We start from the raw sequence: 19,471 nt of genomic DNA, 5'->3' as shown, positions 1-19,471 counted from the left end.
GAGTTACGCCCGCCGCTCCGCAGTGAACTTGTCGGCTCGGTGGCGGGTGTTGCCCAGGAACTGGCCCAGCTTGACCTCCACCACCGTCCCGTCAGGCTCGGTGAGCTGCTCCACATGCTTCCTTGGCGGGTGGAGGCTTCCTTCGCGTCCGTGGAACCGCCGGGCCGCGCGAAGGTTCACGGCCCACTTGTCGGCTCGCGTACGCGGCGCCTACGGCCGTTCCTCCGGTGCCACGGGGACGGGCCCGACTGCGTGAGTGTCGCGCGGCCGTCAACCGACTGCTCCCCGTGCCCCGCCCCTGCCTCGCTGCGTTTGCGCTGGTACTGGCCTGCCTCGGGATGGGGTGGAGGATCGGGGTGGTGGCCATGACGTCCAGGGCGGAGTTCAGCTGCCGGTCTCCTGCTTGTGAGAGTCGGTGTCGTTTCACGTCCCCCGAGGACACCTCCAGTGGTGCGACACCGCAGTAGGAGGCGAATGTGGCCTCCGATCGGAAGCGGCCGACGCTGGTGGCGCGGGCATTTCTTCGTGCCGCGATGCGCGGCACCACCTGCCGGTTTTCCCGGACCACACGTACTCCTATCGCAGGGCCGGCACAGCCCTGCGATCTGGGATCAGGTACCGGTTGACAGGTGAGGATGGATACCAACGCCGGATGCGAGGACCGGCCGGAAGCCTGGTGGAAGACCGCCAGGCCCTCGAAAGAGTAGTCCGGGGCGCAGCGCTCGCTGCATGCCGTGTCAGCGAGGCAGGCGTCGTCCTTTGGAGGACAACTCCGGGCGACGCCCGAGATACTCGGATGCGGCAGCGGCCGGGCGAAGGGACTCTCGTGAGGACACCTGACGGGCTGGACGAATGGAGTTGGCGGTGGATGCTTCTCCGTCGCCCGAGGACCGAGCGGTTTTTTCTGTTGTATGCCGCGATGCGGCCTGCCGGCTTCCAGGACATTCGCGTCTACGGACGTGATGGGATATCCGATGCGCGGCTCGTGTGGAAGGTGTGTCACGAGTGCAGCCGCGGCGTCATCGCGAAGATCTCACTCTCCCCGGAAGTGCAGCGGCAAGGCCTCGGCACACTCCTGGTCGACAGGGCACTCCTGGACGGTCCCGGCTTCCGGTGGACGACCAGCAGCCAGTCCCCGGACGGCCGGGCGTTCTTCCGGGCGATGTCGGCACGCACCGGAGCCGAGTTCACGGCAGGAGACCGGACATGCGAGCACATCCTGGAGAGCCGGCCCGGACGCCGCAAGCCCATCCTGGACCGACGCCTCCATCGATACGTTGCTGGAGCCGCAAGGTAAAAATGCCGGTCCACGCTACCGTCAGCCCCGTAATCTGCCTATATGGTCACCGCCGATCGTGAACTGCTCTCCCGGACCACCCGTAACGCTGTCCGGGGACTGATGAGTGGTCTGGTGGCAGGGGCGATCGGTGAGTACTGGGAGAACGAGCACTTCGCCCCGGCCCCTGGCTTCACACCGGGCGAGGGCGGGGTCCGCAAGCAGCTCTTCGACTCCTACGCCGCGTCCGTCGACTGGACGGACCACGACCATGTGACCCGGGCCCTGCGGGTGTTCGAGAGCATGCTGCGCCGCCTGGACCGTGAGAGCCGAAAGAACGGCGGGGACGGCCTACCTGCCGACACGATGGTGGATCTGCGGGAGGCGTTCGCACGGGACGGATGCCGCCTGGATGGCGAGCTGCGCCTGCACACGGCACGCGTGGCTCACCTGGTCGTGCACGCTGACGCCCTGTCCGAGGCGTCGGGTATCCAAGCGGAGCTGGAGCGGGTGCGCAGGTTCGGGGCCGATTACCCCGATGACGCGATCGGTGCGGCCAAGCAGCTCATCGAGGCGACCGCCAAGCTGGTGCTGCTCAAGCGGAACCTGCCTGTCGACGAGCGTCAGGATCTGCCCGCGCTGATCAAGCAGGCGCAGCAGGCCCTCAACCTCCACCCCGCGGCAGTGCCGCTGGCCCGCGCCAGCGGTAGCCCGGACAACGCCGAGAGCATCAAGCGCATCCTGGGCGCACTGACCTCGGCCGCCATCGGCGTCGCGGAGCTGCGCAACCGGTACGGGACCGGCCACGGACGGCTGGCCGCACCCACGGGGCTGGGACCCCGGCATGCCCGGTTCGCCGTGGGCACGGCGGCCACCTGGTGTGAGCTGATGCTCGATACCCTCGCCGATCCCGACGCCCCCTGGCGCAAGGCGGCCCCCAACCCGACGCAGCCTGCGGGCACCGCGCCCGCAGCCTCAATCTGAATCTGAACCCGCGCGAGCTGGAACTTCTCACAGGAAAGGGCACCCGGTGGCACCGCAGCAGCTCACCGTCGTCACCCGCCAGCGCCTCCAAGACCTCCTGGTCGTCGAGAAGGTCTGGTGGTGGGGCGCTCTGGACGAGGTGAGGTTCCTGGAGCGCCTATACGACCTGGACGCCCTCGAAGGCGACGGCTACCGGCGTCTGACGGCCAGAGAAGACATCTGGCAGCACTGCATCAACAACGACGACTGGCTTCCGGACTGGGTGTTCACCGACTCCCGTTTCGGCCTCAGCAGCGACTCTCCGCAGCCGCTGTTGAACTTCCTCGCCGAAATGCTCCACCCCGTGGTGCGGCGTGACCCGGACGAGGTCCAACGTCTAGCCGAGAAGCTCAACAACATCCTCGCCAAAGACGGCTTTGAGCTCTATCCGACCGAGTACATCAGCGGGCTGCCGATCTACGCAGGCGGGCCCCGTGCGTCCTTCCACGGCGCCCGGCCGGACCTGAAGTTCGAATCGCGGCCACTGCTGACCGACCCCCGCGTCCTCCACGAACACCAGGAGCGCATCAGGGCCGGCCTGGAACGCGACCCGGCCGCAGCGATCGCTTCGTGCAAAGAACTCGTCGAAAGCCTCTGCAAGATCATCCTGGAACACCAGGGCATCGAGTTCCCGCCGGGCGAGGACCTACCGCCGCTGTTCAAACGCGTCACAACTCTGTTGGGCCTGAACGCCGACGCCGTAGCTGACCACGCCAAGGCGAGTGCCACCGTGGTCAAGATCCTGCGCACGCTCACCACGACAGTGCAAGGCCTGGCAGAACTGCGCAACCAGCTCGGGCTCGGTCATGGGCGCACCGCACCGAGCCCGGCACTCACCCGTCACGCCAGGCTGGCTTTGAACAGCACCGTGACCGTCACAGAGTTCGTGTGTCACGTCCGGTATTAGTTGCAGCCTCGGATAACTGTTTGACCTCCTAGACCTCATATACATGCGGACTCGGGACTGTTTCGGCGTGAACTGCATTGTTGTCTCTGGCGATTTGGTTCCAAGGGGCTGCACCTGGTGTGACGCAGGTTGCTGCGGACGGCGTCAAGTATGTCCGGACGCGTATTGGCGGGCGCCGATCTATGGCCTGGTTGATCATTGGAGTGTGCTGTTGATCTCGGGCAGGGTGCGGGCACCGTGGTCAGACGGGGGCTACGCGTCGAGCCTCGGCATCATCGCCGCCCGCATCGCCGCACTACCCGCTCTCCTTAAGACGCCCGCGGCCTGCACCATCAACTCACCAGCCAAGGAGCGCGCCGGGGAGCCTGGGGCGTCCGCGAAGAGCCGCTTTTCCCACGGCGACGCCTTGGCGCGCATCCGATAGCCGTAGTCCGGGCAAGCCAGCGGGGCGCCGCCGGCCGGACAAGCTGGGTGGCTTTCCACTGCCGCACCCCAGGGCGGGCGAGCGTGAAGTCCAGGCGGTCCCGCTCAGGGGGATCGTCGGTAAGGCTATCGGCTGCCGTTCCCTGTGCTGTGCTTCGTGGCAGCAGTGCCAGCTGCGAAGGACTTGATCGGCTCGCGGACCTGCCATGAACCTTGGCTTGCTCTCGCTTCGCTCTGCGTTCATGCGCCGCTTGCTCGACGATGGCTCGCCAGGGATGGCATCAGAACTCAAGATCGAGTGATCCTCGCCAACATCGATTCAACGGTGAGTCCTTCAGCCAAAGCGGTATCGCTGCTCCAGAGTGTGCGTGAGGATGGCGGGATGACGATGAAGCGCGTGGTGTTGGCTGGCACCTGTGTGGTCGTCGCCGTTCTAGGATGGGTATTTGCCGTCTCGCAGTGGGAGACAGCAAGCCGGATCGCGACGGTGGCCTCCGCGCTTGCAGGCGTGGCAGCGGTGGGCGTAGGCATCTGGGCCGCGCTTCCCCAGACCAGTTCATCAGGGGTCGTCGTGCGTGACACCGGTGCTGCCAAGACCGCAGGCGCGGGAAACGCGGTTTCGGGCTACCGCGGGAGCCGATCGTCCGGTTCGGTGACCGTGGAGCGGACCGGCGATGCCGAAGCCACTGGGGACGGGGACGCTGTCAGCGGGTACAGCGAGAGGTAACCCGTGATCCGCAAGGTGAGTGGCATGGTTAGGCGCCAAGGTCTCGAGGTACGGGAGACCGGATCAGCCACTTCCGGGCCGGGAGGGGTGGCGATCAGTGGATACCACAGCGGCCCCATCACATCCGTGCATGTGCACGGTCGGACCCGGGTGCCGTGGCCCCACAAGGTCGGCGTCCTTCCCCGCGAAGCGGAGGCTTTCCGGGAACGAACTGAAGCAGAGCAGTTGCGGACGGCACTGACCAAAGGCGCCACGGTCGCTAGGCGTCACGTGCTGCGCGGTACCGGCGGAGTTGGGAAGACCCAGCTTGCCGCCCACTACGCTCGCGGGGCTTGGCAAGCAGGCGAACTAGACGTGCTGGTATGGATCACCGCGAGTAGTAGACCCGCCATCATCTCCGCATATGCCCAAGCCGCCGAAGACCTCCTCGCCACAGAGCCAGGCAATCCAGAGCGGTCCGCCAGTCACTTCCTTGCCTTGCTGGACAGTCCTGAGGGAACTGCGCCGTGTCGGTGGCTCATCGTCCTGGACGACGTCACCGACCCGGCCGACCTCAAGGGTCTGTATCCGCCGGAGAGCCCGCACGGACATACCCTGATCACCACCCGGCGACGTGACGCCGCTTTACCTGGACAGCGGATCAACCTGGGCCTGTTTACCGCTGGACAGGCCACAGAATACGTAACAGAGTCCCTGGCGCTGCACAGCCGGCAAGAGGATACGAGCCAGATCGGTGCGCTAGCCAAAGATTTGGGCTACCTTCCACTGGCCTTGTCCCAAGCGGTTGCCTACCTCGTTGACACGGGCCTGAACTGCCGTACCTATCGCGAGATGCTAGCCGAACGCACTGCACGTCTAGAGGACCTGGAACCCGACGCTCTCCCCGACGACCAGTCCCACGCCATGAGCGCCACATGGTCCCTGTCGATCGAGCATGCCAACCGGATCCGACCGACGGGCATGGCCCGACCTATGTTGCAGCTCGCCGCCATGCTCGATCCCAACGGCATCCCCAACGACGTCCTTACCAGCCAACCAGTACTCGATCACCTCACTGCCAGCGCACCAACGCACAGCGAACCCGTTACCCGGCGCCACGCCGAGCGAGTCCTGAGCGTGCTGCACCGGCTCAGCCTTATCGACCATGCTTCTGACGGCCAAGAGCAGGCCGTTCGCATTCACCAGCTCATCCAGCGCGCGACCCGCGACTACCTTGCCTTTCATCAGTACGATCAGTGCGCTGCTGCCGCTGCCGATGCTCTGCTGGCTGCCTGGCCCGACGTCGAACGCAACCCTGATGCCGGGCTCGCCCAAACCCTGCGCGCCAACGCCACTGCTCTCGCTGAGAACGCCGAAGGGGCTCTGTACCGTGCCGGTGTGCACAAGGTGCTCTACCTAATCGGTAACAGCCTCGGCCAGGCTGGTCAGTTTGCTGCTGCTCGCCAATACTTTGATCGGCTCGTCCGCACCTGTACCTCCCGTCTTGGTCCTGACCACCCGGACACGCTCACCGCCGAGTACGGCCTGGGGAGGTGGTGGGGCGAAGCGGGGGATGCCGCCGGCGCTGCCGCCGTGCTTGCCGAAGTGTTGGCCGATCGGGTTCGGGTGCTGGGTCCGGACCACCCCGATACCTTCGTCACCCGGCACAGAATTGCCTCTTTTCGGGCCCAGGCGGGGGATGTGACGGGTGCGGTGACCGCCTTCACTGAACTGTTGGCCGATCGGGTTCGGGTGCTGGGTCCGGACCACCCGGACACGCTCGACACCCGGCATGACCTGGTTGACTGGAGTGCTGAGACGGGGGATGTGGCGGGTGCTGTCGCGGCGCTTGCCGAGGTGCTGGCTGACCAGGTACGGGTGCTGGGTCCTGACCACCCGGACACCCTGAACACCCGGCACAACCTGGCCTACTGGCGCGCGCAGACGGGGGATGTGGCGGGTGCGGCGGCCGCTTCTGCCGAGGTGCTGGCTGACCGGCTGCGGGTGTTGGGCCCTGACCACCCCGATACCCTCATCACTCGGCATAACGTCGTTCAGTGGGGAAGCCAGCCGGAGGGGCAGGCGGTTGGCGCCGCCTTGGCGGAACTGTTGGCTGACCGGGTTCGGGTGCTGGGTCCGGACCATCCCGACACTCTCAGTGCCCGGGGTAGCCTCGCAAGCTGGAGGGGCCACTCGGGGGATGTGGCGGGCGCGGTGGCGGACTTCGCTGATTTGCTGGCTGACCAGCTGCGGGTGCTGGGTCCGGACCACCGCGACACTCTCCGTACCAGAGGCAGCCTCTCCGACTGGCGGGGGCATTTGGGTGATGCGGCCGGCGCAGCCGCTGCCTGCGCCGAACTGCTCGAAGACACGGAGCGGGTACTGGGTCCCGATCATCCCCGGACCCTTACCGTTCGACACCAAGTCGCTTACTGGCGGGCCCAGGCTGGTGATGCGGCGGGTGCAGCCACCGTCCTTACTGAGGTGTTGGCCGATCGGGTTCGGGTGCTGGGTCCCGACCACCCCGCTACCTTCGTCACCCGGCACAACCTCGGTTACCGAATCGGGGATGCGGGGGATCCGGCCCGTGCTGTAACCGTCTTTACTGAGTTGCTGGCCGACCGGACACGTGTGCTCGGCCCCGACGCGCCGGATACGATCCGCACCAGGTGCAGCCTGGCCCACTGGCGAGGCCATGCGGGAGATGCAGCGGGCGCCGCAGTCGGCTTCGCCGAGGCGCTGGAAGATATGGTCAGGGTGCTCGGCCCGGACCACCCCCGAACTCTCAACACCCGTCGTAACCTCGCTGGCTGGAGGGGCTACTTGGGTGATGCGGCAAGTGCGGTCGCCGCCTTCAGCGAACTCCTGGACCACGCTCTGCGGGTGTTGGGTCCTGACCACCCGGACACCCTCGACACCCGAGACTCCCTCGCCGGCTGGCATGGAGGAGCGGGTGATGCGGCGGGTGCTGCTGCCAGGCTTGCCGAGTTGTTGGCCGACCGGCTTCGGGTTCAGGGTCCTGACCACCCCGACACCCTCGGCACCCGGCAGAACCTCGCGTATTGGCGGGGGGAGGCGGGTGATGCTACGGGCGCGATGGCCGCTTTCGCTGACGTCCTAGCCGATACGGTGCGGGTGCTGGGGCCTGACCACCTCAACACTCTCGCGACCCGGCATGAGCTGGCGCGGTGGTGTGGTGAGGCGGGTGATGCGGCGGGTGCTGCTGCCGCGCTTGGTGAGGTGTTGGCTGACCGGCTTCGGGTGCTGGGGCCTGACCACCCCAACACTCTCGCGACCCGGCATGAGCTGGCGCGGTGGTGTGGTGAGGCGGGTGATGCGGCGGGTGCTGCTGCCGCGCTTGGTGAGGTGTTGGCTGACCGGCTTCGGGTGCTGGGGCCCGACCATCTGCACACGTTCACCACTCGGCATGAGCTGGCGCGGTGGTGTGGTGAGGCGGGTGATGCGGCGGGTGCTGCTGCCGCGCTTGGTGAGGTGTTGGCTGACCGGCTTCGGGTGCTGGGGCCCGACCACCCCGATACTCTCGCGACCCGGCATGAGCTGGCGCGGCGGCAGGGGGAAGCCGACGGGGAGGCTGCTGCTCAACTGGATGGTTGTCGTACGGCGGGCTTCAGCAGCGTGCCTGAGAAGGTCCAGATGTCCAGCGACGTCCTTCGTCAAGACGGCCCGAGTGGTGAGGCACAGTGAGATGGCCGGGGGGCAGGCGTAAGACCGCGCTGGGTGAGGCAGCGCGGGACGGCGAGCAGACTGCCGCGGGCACCGCTGATGGCTTGAGCGCGTTTGGCGCGGAGGGGGCCGGTGTTCGTCGTGGGCCGCCACCGACTGCCGGTTCCGTCCCTCGCAGTGTGTCGCGCACGGGGTCTGCATATGCCACGGCACCTGGCGCGACGGCCGTGAGCGGCAGCATGATCGTGGTCCAGCCGCCCCGTGAGCTCAGGGAACCGGCTGCCTGGCCGCACCAGGTCGGCGTGATTCCGCCCCCTGCCCACTTCTTTCAGGACCGCGCTGAGGTGCAGCGACTACGAACAGCCGTCGACAGCGGGGGCACCGCCGTGCTGTGCCAGGTGCTGACCGGGATGGGCGGGGTGGGGAAGACCCAGCTTGCCGCGGACTACGCCCGCACCGCCTGGGGCGACGGCAACAAGGTCGGAGGCCTGGACGTCCTGGTATGGGTCAGCGCAAGCGCCCGTTCTCCCATCGTGACGGGATATGCCCAGGCCGGCGTCGAGTTGTGCCGGGCCGACCCAAACGCCCCGGAAGAGGCTGCCCGCTCCTTCTTGGCCTGGCTCACCCCCAAGGCCGCGGCAACCGCGTGCCGGTGGCTGATCATCCTTGATGACGTTGCCGACCCCGCCGACCTGCGCGGACTCTGGCCGCCTGACAGCCCCCATGGCCGCACCCTGATCACCACCCGCCGCCGGGACATTGCCCGCGGCCGCCAGACCATCGACGTCGGCCTGTTCACCAAGGTCGAAGCCTGCACCTACCTCACCACTTCCCTTACAGACAGAGACGAGGAGGCCGCCGAGCTGACTGCCCTGGCCAGCGAGCTCGGATACCTGCCCTTGGCCCTCGCCCAGGCCGCCGCCTATCTCGTTGACACCGGCCTCGACTGCGCCACCTACCGCCGGCGGCTCGCCGACCGTGCAAGCAAACTCACACAGTTGCTGCCGGAGGCCGAGACTCTGCCTGACGACCAAACCGCCACGGCCGCTGCCACCTGGTCCCTGTCCATCGAACGCGCTGATACCGTGCGCCCCGCCGGTCTGGCCCGCCCCATGCTCCATCTGGCTGCCATGCTCGACCCCAACGGCACACCCCAAAGCGCCCTGACGAGCGCGCCCGCCCTCTCCTACCTCGCTGCTCACCGCACCCTCACCCAGCAGAGTAGCTCTCCGGAAACGGAAGAGGTCCAGTCCGAGGACGCGCACCAGGCGCTGCGAGTGCTGCACCGGCTCAGCCTCATTGACCACGCCCCCGACACCCCACACCAGGCCGTCCGCATTCACCAGCTCATCCAGCGCGCTACCCGCGACTCCCTCGCCCCCCAGCAGCATGATCAGTGCGCTGCTGCTGCTGCCGATGCTCTGCTGGCTGCCTGGCCCGATGTCGAACGCAGCCCCGATGCCAGGCTTGCCCAAACTCTGCGCGCCAACGCCACTGCTCTCGCTGAGAACGCCGAAGGCGCACTGTACCGTGCCGGTGCGCACAAGGTGCTCTACCTAATCGGTAACAGCCTCGGCCAGGCCGGTCAGTTCGCGGCCGCTCGCCAATGCTTTGATCGACTCGTCCTCACCTGTACCTCCCGTCTTGGTCCTGACCACCCCGACACGCTCACCGCTCAAAATGATTTGGGGCGATGGCGGGGCATGTCGGGGGATGCGGCGGGCGCTGCCGCCGTGCTTTGCGAGGTGTTGACCGACCGGGTCCGGGTGTTGGGTCCTGACCACCCTGACACCCTCACCACCCGGCATAGAATCGCCTCCTTTCGGGCCGAGGCGGGGGATGTGACTGGTGCGGTGACAGCCTTCACTGAATTGTTCGCCGACCGGGTTCGGGTGCTGGGCCCTGACCACCCGGACACTCTCAGTGCCCGAGGTAGCCTCTCGGACTGGCGGGGAGAGGCGGGGGATGCGGCGGGCGCTGCCGCCGCACTTGCCGAGGTGTTGGCCGACCAGGTACGGGTGCTGGGTTCCGACCACCCGGACACCCTGAACACCCGGCACAACCTGGCCTACTGGCGCGCAAAGGCGGGGGACCTGGTGGGCGCGGCGACTGCTTCCGCCGATCTGCTGGCTGACCGGATTCGGGTGCTGGGTCCAGACCACCCCGACACCCTCACCACCCGGCATAACGTCGTTCAGTGGGGAAACCGATCGGAGGGCGCAGCGGTCGGCGCCGCCTTCGCCGAGTTGCTGGCTGACCGGGTGCGGGTGCTGGGTCCTGACCACCCGGACACTCTCAGCGCCCGAAACAGCCTTGCCAGCTGGCGGGGCCACTCGGGGGATGTGGCGGGTGCGGTGGCGGACTTCGCTGAGCTGCTGGCTGACCAGCTTCGGGTTCTGGGCCCGGACCACCCCGACACCCTTAGTACCAGGAACAGCCTGGCTCAGTGGCGGGGGCATTCGGGGGATGTGGCGGGTGCGGCCGCCGCCTTCGTCGAACTACTTGAAGATATGGAGCGGGTGCTGGGTCCTGACCACCCGGACACTCTCAGTGCCCGAGGTAGTCTCTCGGACTGGCGGGGGGAGGCGGGGGATGTGGCGGGTGCGGTGGCGGACTTCGCTGAGCTGCTGGCTGACCAGCTTCAGATCCTGGGCCCGGACCACCCCGACACCCTTAGCACCAGGAACAGCCTGGCTCAGTGGCGGGGGCATACGGGAGATGCGGCGGGTGCGGCTGCCGCCTTCGTCGAACTGCTCAAAGACGCGGAGCGGGTACTGGGTCCCGATCACCCCCGGACCCTTACCGTTCGACACCAAGTGGCCTACTGGCGGAATCAGGCTGGTGATGCGGCGGGTGCCGCCACCGTCCTTAGCGAGGCGCTGGCTGACCGGACGCGGGTGCTGGGTCGCGACGACCCCGCTACCCTCGTCACCCGGCACAACTTCGGCTACCGAATCGGGGAGGCGGGGGATCCGGCGGGTGCCGTAACCGTATTCACCGAGTTGGTGGCCGACCGGATGCGTGTGCTCGGCCCCGACGACCCTGACACGATCCACACCAGATGCAGCCTTGCTCACTGGCAGGGCCATGCGGGAGATGCGGCGGGCGCCGCAGCCGGCTTCGCCGAGGCGCTGGAAGACATGGTGCGGGTGCTCGGCCCGGACCACCCCCGAACTCTCAACACGCGTCGTAACCTCGCTGCGTGGATGGGCTATGCGGGTGATGCGGCAAGCGCTGCCGCGGCTTTCACTGAACTCCTGGACCACACGGTGCGAGTGCTGGGACCGGACCATCTGGACACTCTCGGCACCCGAGACTCCCTCGCCGACTGGCAGGGGGAGGCTGGTGATGCGGCGGGTGCTGCTGCCGCGCTTGCCGGTGTGGTCGCCGACCGGCTTCGAGTACAGGGTCCTGACCACCCCGACACTCTGACCACCCGGCACAACCTCGCTTACTGGCGGGGGGATGCGGGAGATGCGATGGGCGCCGTGACTGCCTTCGCCGACTTGGTGGCGGACCGAGTGCGGGTGCAGGGTCCCGACCATCGCCACACCCTAGCTGCGCGCAACAGCTTGGCGTGCTGGCAGGGGGAGGCGGGTAATGCGGCGGGTGCTGCTGCCACGCTTGTCGATGTGTTGGCCGGCAGGGTGCGGGTGCTGGCTCCTGACCACCCCGACACGCTCGCTAGCCGGCACAACCTCGCTTACTGGCGGGGGGAAGCGGGAGATGCTGCGGGCGCGCTGTCCGCTTTCGCGGACATTCTTGCTGACACGGTGCGGGTGATGGGGCCTGACCACCCGGACACTCTCGCGACCCGGCATGACCTGGCGCGGTGGCGGGGGGAGGCGGGTGATGCGGCGGGTGCTGCTGCCGCGCTTGGTGAGGTGCTGGCCGACAGGGTGCGGGTATTGGGCCTTGACCACCCCAAGACGCTCGCGACCCGGCATGAGCTGGCGCGGTGGCGGGGGGAGGCGGGTGATGCGGCGGGCGCCGTGACCGGCTTCACCGAGGTGTTGGCCGACCGGCTGAGGGTGCTGGGCCCTGACCACCCCGACACGCTCAAGACCCACCGGCAACTCGAGCAATCCCGGGTTCACGCCGCTCCGCGCCCTCTGCCCAGCCCGTTACGGCGGAGGGGCAGGACAGTGTCTAGCGATTGCTCTTCAGAAGGGTGACCCGAGTAAGAAGTGTGAAGGGTACAAGCGTTCAGTAACGGCGTTCATGGGATCAGTGCGGATGCCGTGTCTCGTACCGTGCGCCGTAGGAAGGCGTACTGAGGCGCCCGGCGGCTCGGGATGGGGCGGTGAGCGCCGGCCGGAGCAGATTTGCGCAGGCTGCTGCGCTTCTGACGCTGCCTGTCGCCTTGCCTGCACCGTACAGGGTGAGGTCTGCCCCGTGCGTGGCTCCCGCCAGCCGTTCGCTGGACAGCCCTGTGCGGGGCAGGAAGACACGTTTACCGGAGGCAGAGCTACGACAGGTTTTTTCGGAAGCGGCAAGGCTGTGACGCTCGGTGCGATACCTCGTTAAGGGAGTGTGCGGCGCCGAGGTCCTGGCGACCGTACGACCGGGAGTTCCTCGTGGCTGTCGTCGGGCGCGAGAGCGTCGGCTGGCATCTGGCGGTAGGCGTGGAGGAGGGCAGCCAGGTGAGCGGCGTCGAGGTCGGCCGTGGCTACCAGAGCTGCCAGGAGTTCCGATCGGGAGGTGCGTTCGCCGGCGGCCGCGGCCGCCCGCAGGAGGAGATTGAGCCGGTCGTCGACGTCCACGGGCCAGCCCACCGAGGTGGTGCGTCGCCGCTGATGGCATAGCAATTCCATGGCGCCCCCCTCGACGTATCCACGTATAACGAATATATATTGAGGCTATGGTGACGCTGCTGCAAGACCGTCGGTCGTCCGAACGCGCCGGCGGGGAGCCAGACGAGGTGCAGGTAGCGGGGCGGACGCTGCGTCTTTCACCGGTGTTCGACACGTACTGGCGCTTCGCCGCGGCACGGCAGGCGGTGTACGAGGCGAGGCTGGAAGCCCGGGCTCAGCCGTGGACCGATGATCCGATCCTGAGCCAGCACCGGTTCACCAACTGCTACCGCGCGGCCGACCGGGTCAGCCAGGTGCTCATCGGGGACGTCATCTACCAGGGGCCGCAGCAGTGGGAGGAGATCTTCTTCCGGACCTTGCTGTTCAAGATCTTCAACAAGGTCTCAACCTGGGACCTGCTGACCAAGGCCCTGGGTGAGATCCGGTGGGACGGCTACGACTACCGGGCCTACGATCAGGTCCTGTCGGCGGCGTTCTCACGGGGAGAGAGGTTGTACTCCGCCGCATACATCGTGCCCCCGCCGCAGTTGGGGGAGGAGCGCAAGCACCGCAACCATCTGCGGCTGCTGGAGATGATGATGACCTCCGGCGCTCCGGAGCGGGTGCTGACGGCCACAACGATGCGCGAAGCCTACGAGGTGCTCCTCGGATACCCGGCTCTCGGCCCGTTTCTTGCCTACCAGTACCTGGTGGACCTCAACTACGCCCCGCAGATGACCTTCTCCGAGATGGACTTCGTGGTTCCGGGCCCGGGGGCTCGGGACGGGATCCGCAAATGCTTCGGACGGCTGGCCGACGGCATTGAAGCCGACGTCATCCGCTATATGGCGGAGACGCAGAGCGAGCACTTCGCCCGCCTAGGGCTGGCCTTCGGAGGCTTGAACGGCCGGGCGCTTCAGCTGATCGACTGCCAGAACCTGTTCTGTGAGGTCGACAAGTATGCACGTGTGGCGCACCCGGAGGTGGCCGGGATCAGCGGACGTAGCCGCATCAAGCAGGCCTACCGCCGGGACTCCGCACCCGTGACCGCCTGGTTCCCGCCGAAGTGGGGCATCAACGGTGGGAAGACGCCGGCGCACTGACGGGGATCACGACAGCTGCAGCTGGCCCTGGAGCACGGGGCGCAGTGCGGTGATGTCTTTCTCGATCTGAGCGTGCCCGGCGATCACGGTCAGCGTGCCGGGACGCACCTTGGCGTGCTCGGCGAGGTAGGCCAGCAGACGGCCGAGGCCCAGGTAGTTGCCGTAGGCGCGGTCGACCATGTAGTGGCTGCGGTACTGCGCGACGGCGTGCAGGGTGCGGTCGCGGTCCAGCTGGAACGAGCAGTGGCTCAGGCATGGGAACCCGCGGTACCCGTTGTCCTTCCCCGCTATGTGCACCGGGGTTGACCAGGTACCTTCGCCCGGCGTCGTTCCCTCGGCAGGCCCCGGGTCAGGGTCGCCGGGGAGGGCGATGTCCATCTCGTAGGCGGCGCTCATCGGGGCCTTGCCCGCGGCCTGGCGGCGGATGCGCTCGATCAGCGAGGTCAGCTGGTCGACCTCGCCGTCCGCCCCGGGATAGGCGACGATGCGCCCGAAGTAAGTGCCGGTGGCGTTGCCTCTGTCGATGCGCCGCAGCCGCAAGTACATCTCCCGGTAGCGGCGCACCAGGTCCTCGGGCGTCCGGGAGACGGCCGCGAGGCCCACAGGGAAGATCGTGTTGGCTACGGTCTCGATCAGCCGGTAGCCCTTCTCCTCGCGCATCCGGTCGAAGTCGGCACGCAACCGCGGGTCCTCGGCGGCGGCGTTGGCGATGCGCACCACGGTGTGAAAGGCGTCCCGCCTCGGGTTGCCGGGCACGTCCAGCTCCAGGCAGGCGTCCCTCCAGGCCAGCGAGGTGTTCTGCTGTTCGACGACGAACATGTGCGGCATTGCGGCTCCTGACGCGCGTGGTGAGGATGGCAAAGCGGTGCGGGAAGAACCGGGGGAGCGACTACTCAGTGGGGCCACAGATCCTGAACGCCCACGCGGGGTGCCTGGCGCTGCACGGCGAATTCCAGCAGCCCCCCTGCCCCAGGTATGCGGACCGTGACCGAAACCGTCCCGGCCAGCGCATCGGTGACCTCGGCGGTCGTTCCAGCGGGCGGTTCCTCGCCCAGCGCCAGCTGACCAGGCTGGCCCTCCTGCAGAACAAGGCCGTTGGGCAGCTGCTCGAACACGGCCTCCGTGTTGCCGAGCACGAGCTGGTCACCGGCGTCCGCCCGCACGGTGGCGTCATGGGCGCCGGCGTCTACTACGTGGACGTGGGCTTTGCCGGGCACGGTGCCGCCGGCCAGATCTGCCTTGAGCGCCGCGGGCCGTGCCCGCAGCCACTCAGCCCTCTGCTCCCGCGTCAGCAGCCGCAGCCGGTGGAGGTGGCTCACCGTCCCGGCATAGGAGGTGCCCAACCAGCGAGCGACCCGGTAGGCATGCTCCGGGACCAGGGGCCGGCGCACCCCAATCCGTTGCAGAGACGCATGGACGGCAGCCGGAGGCATAAGGAACCACGCAGCGAACGCCTCCGCGACCTTCTCCTCGTCCGGCCAGCTGCCGTCCCCCCACCCCGCGGTGCGGTCAAGCTCCTCATCCAGCGCGGTGCTGTGCCCCTGCCGATGGTGCCCCAGCTCGTGCGCCGCGGTGTGCCGCTGCGCGACAATGTCCAGCCCGCTGTTCAGCAGCACCGCCGGCCCGTTGTCGAGTGGAGACATGTACATCCCGAAGAGCTTCGGCAACGGACGGGCCATCCCGAACACCTCCGCCCGGCGCAAGGCGGCGTACACATCGACGTACCCACTGCGGTCCACACCCAGGTCGCGGTGCGCCTTGACGGCCGCCATCGCGGCGACCTGGTGGGCCACGTCCCAGTTCACTCGCTGCGGCCCTCCTTCTGCGGGGAACTGGACACGGTCTGCTCCGCCGCGCGTTCCTGCTCGCTGGCGCGCCGGAACTTCAGGAACTCCGCGAAGCTGAGGACTTCGTCCCAGTCGCCGTCGCTCAGGCCGACCAGAGCGCGGGGGAGACCGGCCAGCGCATGCTCCCCGAGGTCTGCTTCCTCCTCCTTGGCCAGGAAGAAGGACACCGGGCGCATGTAAAGGCGCGCGAGCTTCTTCAACTCCAGGCTGTCCACACGGCGGGCGCCCCGCTCGATGTCGCTGATCGCCGAGCGCGGGATGCCAGTCATGTCTGACACGTGCTGCTGCGACATGCCCAGGTAGTCGCGGGTGGCGCGCAGGCGCTCCCCGAGCAGGTCTAGTTCGGAGTCGCGGCGGGACTCAGCGGGCTGAGGCGTCATGGCTGCCTTTCTTTGATCACGGCCAGGATGGTGGCGGCGAAGGTGCGCACCGACCGGGTGGAGCGGGCTGCCGCCTCGTCCGCGGGGACGTTGATGCCGTAGCGCTCCTCGACGCGGGTCAGGATCTCGACGATCAACAGAGAGTCGACCGGCAACTCTTGTCCTTCCTCCTCGAGTTCCAGCCGCAGCCCGTCGGGGTCCCGGTCCTGCAGTTCGGCCAGGAACTCCACGACCACGGTGACGATGTCCTCCAAAGACGGTTCGCTCGCGCTCAGGAGACTCTCCCTCGTTCGTCGGATTTTCCGGCAGTGCTGCTCTAGCATACGACATCGGGGTCGAGATTTCCGACCGTCATGTCGCAATACCCGACAGGAGGATGACGTGGACTTCGCCCGCTACCAGCAAGCCGCCATCAAGACTCTCCAGGCACCCGCACCCGGCACCGACCCCGTCCTGGTACCTCTGCTCGGCCTGGTCGGCGAGGTCGGTTCCCTCGCCACCGCATACAAAAAGCGCCTGCGCGACGGCCCCGGCCTCGCCTCGAGCAAACAGCACCTGCGCGAAGAACTCGGCGACGTCCTGTGGTACATCGCCGCCCTCACCCACCAGTTCGAACTCGACCTGGAAGACATTGCCGCCGCCAGCCTCATCAAGGCCAACGACCGGTGGCACCCAACCCCTCAGTCCGAACGCATCGTCTTCGACGCCGACTTCCCCGCATCCGAGCAGCTCCCACGCCAGGCGACCCTCACCTTCACCCTCCAGCAGCGCGAGCGTGACGGGCGGGCCGTCGCCGTGCTCACCCACCAGGGCGAGCGGTGTGGAGACCCCCTGACCGACGCCTCACACATCGGCGACGACTACCGCTTCCACGACGTCTTCCACCTCGCCCACGCCACGGTGCTGGGATGGTCCCCTGTCTCCCGATTCCTCCTGGGCCGCAAACGAAAGAGCAACCCCGCCACCGACGAGGCCGAAGACGGCGGACGCGCGATCGCCATCGAAGAGGGAATCTCCGCCCTCGTCTTCTCCTACGCCGCCCGCCATAACTACCTCGAGAACGTGGACCACATCGACCACGACCTCCTCAAGACCATCGCCTCCATGACCTCCCACCTGGAGGTCAGCGTGCTGCGCGCCGCCGATTGGGAGCAAGCAATCACGACCGGATACGCAGCCTGGCGACGCCTACGCGAACTAGGCGGCGGAACGCTGCACCTCGACTTGGACCAGCAAACGCTCGCGGTTACGCCGTAGCCGGAACCAGCCCTGAGAACCCCTTGCCGCTCACAGGCTCCACGAGCCTGATCCATCGCCTCGTGCCCGTCGGTCTACACCGAGAGCATCGGTAAGGCCTCACGGTGGGCGCAGGTCCTTTCCGCGCGAGCCGGAACGTGAACTGGTGATGTGGGATACGCGACACGCGCAAGTGACCCCAGCTGGTCCAGAAACGGCTAGGCGGCGACCATCCAGCACTTCTACCTGCGGTTTCGGCGTCGCCCTGGCGAAGGCCAGAGGTCATTCAACACAGTACACGGGACCCTCAACTTGTGTTCCCCGGGCTGTCTGCGGATCGCCCAACTGCGCCTCAGAGGGCGGGACATGCCGGGAACGTAAGGGCCAGGACCTCTGTACCTTGAGTCGACGTGAGCACGGCCCGCACACGACGAAGGGAAGTAGCGGCCAGCCGGCAAGCATGGGCCACTACTTCCCTGTCGTGTCACCGAGCCACGGTCCGACCGTCCACCAAGACGAAAGGGGTACTCGGGTGACTTCCACTTTCACATCCGAACGTACCGCAGAAACGGGTCCCGACGTCAGCTCCGACCTTTCGGCGCAGAAGAGGTCCTCCGTCCTCGCCTGGCTCCAAGCAGTGGTTCCGGCGGTGTGCGTAGTTGCCGCACTGACTACCTGGCTCGCCAGCGACCGACCCGAGCTGGTAGTCGCCTGGTTGACGGCGGCAGGGGCTAGCAAGGTGGTCGTGCGCGTGAGCGTCCACGTCCGCCGGTAGCGCCGCAGCCTGCACCGAGAATACGGCGGTCTCTGATGTCCGTGCTTCCGTCCAGCCACGACTGGCGGAAGCACGGACAGGGCGGGTTCGCGACGCGCTAGCTGCCAGGAGCATCCATATAGGCCGGGCGCCGGCCAGTGTCCGAGGACGGTACGTCCTTGCTGGCCCCTCCCATACCCAGCAAAAGCACTGCCACGCTCATGACGCCCACAGCGGCGCTGATTGCGCCTACCAAGTCGCCGCGGGTAGGTGATCCGGCGTGATTTCGAGAGGTGTAGTTGAACACGACGTACCCCACGACGGAGCCTGCAAAAAGGATCAGGAGCGCCACGGGGGCGATCTCTATGGTCATGCTGGGCCTTCTGGTTCAGGGGCCAACCGCGTAAGCGGCCGAGTCCGATACCTGCAAGCCTCGCGGATGCGGGCCCGCCACCCCTTCCGTGGAGTAACCGGTCCCAGACAGCAAGAAAGCCCAACTCCATGAGTCGGGCTTCGCGTCCGATGTCCCCGAAGCCCTCACGAAAGGCACGGGTGCCATGAATGACACCCAGTACATATCGATCGGGCAGGTCCTCGGACTAGCTCCACCTCTACGATGGAGCACACCGTTGCGGGGCAGTTCTGGATTCTCACCAAATTCGCCTGCGCCAGCCTCGATTGTACCCGCATCTCGGGGGCGCGAGGGACACCTACCAGACGCGGAAATCGGGGGCAGGCTGGGGCGACGTGCTGTACTCGGTTGCGCGCAGCCCCCGGAGCGGAGCCCGACCCTGGTCAGCCAACACCTGCCCGGGCCCATCGACGGCTCTCATGGACCGCATTGGCGCAGGCGAGAAGCATGTCGTAGTGTCCGCGTCTACCTACCCGGCGCTCCTGACAGACACCGCAGCGCGAGTGAGACACCTGCTCTCAGTGGTTGCCGGATGCCCAGCGCTGGGCGAGCTGTTGGTTGACGGCTTCGACGGCGCGGGGGAGGACGTGCTCGAGGTCATCTCTGGTGGGCGGCTGATGCTGGCTCAGCTGGGTGTGGAGCAGACGGGCGACGCTTTCGACGATTGCTTTGCTCGTAGGTGTGCGCATGCGCGCCGTGGGGTGCGGCGAGTGCGGTACGTCGCTGTGTGAGCCCAGGCGGGCTGTGGTCACACGCAGTGGATCGCCGTCGATGCTGAACAGCACCGTCAGCTGCTGCCGGTCGCCGGTGGTGAAAGCGATGTGGTTGTTCTCGATCATCGTGCACCTCTCCGCTGGGTTCTATGCCGCGCGTACCGGAAGACGCGGGCACGTGGGGCTGTGGGCCCGCGCCGGCCGTCCAGCGCGC

At 67.4% G+C, this 19,471-nt stretch carries 14 protein-coding genes, 1 pseudogene and 1 riboswitch; of the genes and pseudogenes, 7 read left to right on the top strand and 8 right to left on the bottom strand.

The window, feature by feature from the left end; all coding sequences use genetic code 11:
• Positions 1 to 3: 3 nt before the first annotated feature.
• Positions 4 to 180 (bottom strand): hypothetical protein, encoded by a 177-nt coding sequence (locus AC1VWI_RS44865; protein WP_499517134.1) that lies wholly within the window; start codon positions 178 to 180, stop codon positions 4 to 6.
• Between the two features lie 180 nt (positions 181 to 360).
• Positions 361 to 499 (bottom strand): annotated as a pseudogene (locus tag AC1VWI_RS44860) (transposase); the annotation flags it as partial.
• 840 nt (positions 500 to 1,339) lie between these two features.
• Between AC1VWI_RS44860 and AC1VWI_RS44855 the strand changes: the two are divergent.
• The 5 genes from AC1VWI_RS44855 to AC1VWI_RS44835 all read left to right on the top strand — a co-directional run bounded on the left by AC1VWI_RS44855 (position 1,340) and on the right by AC1VWI_RS44835 (position 12,194).
• The gene (locus tag AC1VWI_RS44855) at positions 1,340 to 2,260 is read left to right on the top strand and encodes an abortive infection family protein (protein WP_499517133.1); all 921 of its coding nucleotides are present in this window, start codon (positions 1,340 to 1,342) and stop codon (positions 2,258 to 2,260) included.
• Between the two features lie 46 nt (positions 2,261 to 2,306).
• Positions 2,307 to 3,206, top strand: coding sequence for an abortive infection family protein (locus AC1VWI_RS44850; RefSeq protein ID WP_499517132.1), 900 nt, complete (start codon positions 2,307 to 2,309; stop codon positions 3,204 to 3,206).
• 721 nt (positions 3,207 to 3,927) lie between these two features.
• A complete protein-coding gene (locus AC1VWI_RS44845) occupies positions 3,928 to 4,356 on the top strand; it encodes a hypothetical protein (protein WP_499517131.1) in 429 nt (142 codons plus the stop codon).
• Between the two features lie 24 nt (positions 4,357 to 4,380).
• Complete coding sequence (locus AC1VWI_RS44840) at positions 4,381 to 8,040, top strand: tetratricopeptide repeat protein (protein ID WP_499517154.1); 3,660 nt, start codon at positions 4,381 to 4,383, stop codon at positions 8,038 to 8,040.
• A 218-nt stretch (positions 8,041 to 8,258) separates the two neighbouring features.
• Positions 8,259 to 12,194, top strand: coding sequence for a tetratricopeptide repeat protein (locus tag AC1VWI_RS44835; RefSeq protein WP_499517130.1), 3,936 nt, complete (start codon positions 8,259 to 8,261; stop codon positions 12,192 to 12,194).
• Positions 12,195 to 12,542: 348 nt separating this feature from the next.
• Here the strand turns inward: AC1VWI_RS44835 and AC1VWI_RS44830 are convergent, their stop codons facing one another.
• Entirely contained in the window at positions 12,543 to 12,833 is a 291-nt protein-coding gene (locus tag AC1VWI_RS44830; RefSeq protein ID WP_499517129.1) for a hypothetical protein, read from the bottom strand.
• 47 nt (positions 12,834 to 12,880) lie between these two features.
• On the opposite strand from AC1VWI_RS44830, the gene AC1VWI_RS44825 reads away from it, so the two are divergent.
• On the top strand, positions 12,881 to 13,915 hold the full coding sequence (locus AC1VWI_RS44825; protein WP_499517128.1) for a nucleotide kinase domain-containing protein: 1,035 nt from the start codon (positions 12,881 to 12,883) through the stop codon (positions 13,913 to 13,915).
• Positions 13,916 to 13,921: 6 nt separating this feature from the next.
• On the opposite strand, the gene AC1VWI_RS44820 is transcribed toward AC1VWI_RS44825, so the two are convergent.
• The 4 genes from AC1VWI_RS44820 to AC1VWI_RS44805 all read right to left on the bottom strand — a co-directional run bounded on the left by AC1VWI_RS44820 (position 13,922) and on the right by AC1VWI_RS44805 (position 16,396).
• A complete protein-coding gene (locus AC1VWI_RS44820) occupies positions 13,922 to 14,743 on the bottom strand; it encodes a thymidylate synthase family protein (protein WP_499517127.1) in 822 nt (273 codons plus the stop codon).
• Positions 14,744 to 14,808: 65 nt separating this feature from the next.
• Entirely contained in the window at positions 14,809 to 15,720 is a 912-nt protein-coding gene (locus AC1VWI_RS44815) for an ImmA/IrrE family metallo-endopeptidase (protein WP_499517126.1), read from the bottom strand.
• Positions 15,717 to 16,142, bottom strand: coding sequence for a helix-turn-helix domain-containing protein (locus AC1VWI_RS44810; protein WP_499517125.1), 426 nt, complete (start codon positions 16,140 to 16,142; stop codon positions 15,717 to 15,719). The genes AC1VWI_RS44815 and AC1VWI_RS44810 overlap by 4 nt, the downstream gene beginning before the upstream one ends.
• Positions 16,139 to 16,396: a phosphopantetheine-binding protein gene (locus tag AC1VWI_RS44805; protein WP_499517124.1), complete on the bottom strand. Its 258-nt coding sequence runs from the start codon at positions 16,394 to 16,396 to the stop codon at positions 16,139 to 16,141. The genes AC1VWI_RS44810 and AC1VWI_RS44805 overlap by 4 nt, the downstream gene beginning before the upstream one ends.
• Before the next feature lie 127 nt (positions 16,397 to 16,523).
• Here AC1VWI_RS44805 and AC1VWI_RS44800 point away from each other — a divergent pair, with 127 nt between their 5' ends.
• The gene (locus AC1VWI_RS44800) at positions 16,524 to 17,399 is read left to right on the top strand and encodes a nucleoside triphosphate pyrophosphohydrolase family protein (RefSeq protein WP_499517123.1); all 876 of its coding nucleotides are present in this window, start codon (positions 16,524 to 16,526) and stop codon (positions 17,397 to 17,399) included.
• Positions 17,400 to 18,700: 1,301 nt separating this feature from the next.
• Positions 18,701 to 18,832, bottom strand: a riboswitch (cobalamin riboswitch).
• 230 nt (positions 18,833 to 19,062) lie between these two features.
• On the opposite strand, the gene AC1VWI_RS44795 is transcribed toward AC1VWI_RS44800, so the two are convergent.
• On the bottom strand, positions 19,063 to 19,383 hold the full coding sequence (locus AC1VWI_RS44795; protein ID WP_499517122.1) for a hypothetical protein: 321 nt from the start codon (positions 19,381 to 19,383) through the stop codon (positions 19,063 to 19,065).
• Positions 19,384 to 19,471 lie beyond the last annotated feature (88 nt).

This window comes from Streptomyces sp. TOM-9 (assembly GCF_056858595.1).
The sequence above is the reverse complement of the archived record's forward strand: the minus strand, read 5'-3'. Positions and strand labels throughout refer to the sequence as shown.

Excerpts from the sequence above, each read along its gene's own strand:
- AC1VWI_RS44855 (WP_499517133.1), top strand. The coding sequence starts at position 1,340 with ATGGTCACCGCCGATCGTGAACTGCTCTCCCGGACCACCCGTAACGCT.
- AC1VWI_RS44840 (WP_499517154.1), top strand. The coding sequence starts at position 4,381 with ATGGTTAGGCGCCAAGGTCTCGAGGTACGGGAGACCGGATCAGCCACT.
- AC1VWI_RS44835 (WP_499517130.1), top strand. The coding sequence starts at position 8,259 with ATGATCGTGGTCCAGCCGCCCCGTGAGCTCAGGGAACCGGCTGCCTGG.
- AC1VWI_RS44830 (WP_499517129.1), bottom strand. The coding sequence starts at position 12,833 with ATGGAATTGCTATGCCATCAGCGGCGACGCACCACCTCGGTGGGCTGG.
- AC1VWI_RS44825 (WP_499517128.1), top strand. The coding sequence starts at position 12,881 with ATGGTGACGCTGCTGCAAGACCGTCGGTCGTCCGAACGCGCCGGCGGG.
- AC1VWI_RS44820 (WP_499517127.1), bottom strand. The coding sequence starts at position 14,743 with ATGCCGCACATGTTCGTCGTCGAACAGCAGAACACCTCGCTGGCCTGG.
- AC1VWI_RS44810 (WP_499517125.1), bottom strand. The coding sequence starts at position 16,142 with ATGACGCCTCAGCCCGCTGAGTCCCGCCGCGACTCCGAACTAGACCTG.
- AC1VWI_RS44795 (WP_499517122.1), bottom strand. The coding sequence starts at position 19,383 with ATGATCGAGAACAACCACATCGCTTTCACCACCGGCGACCGGCAGCAG.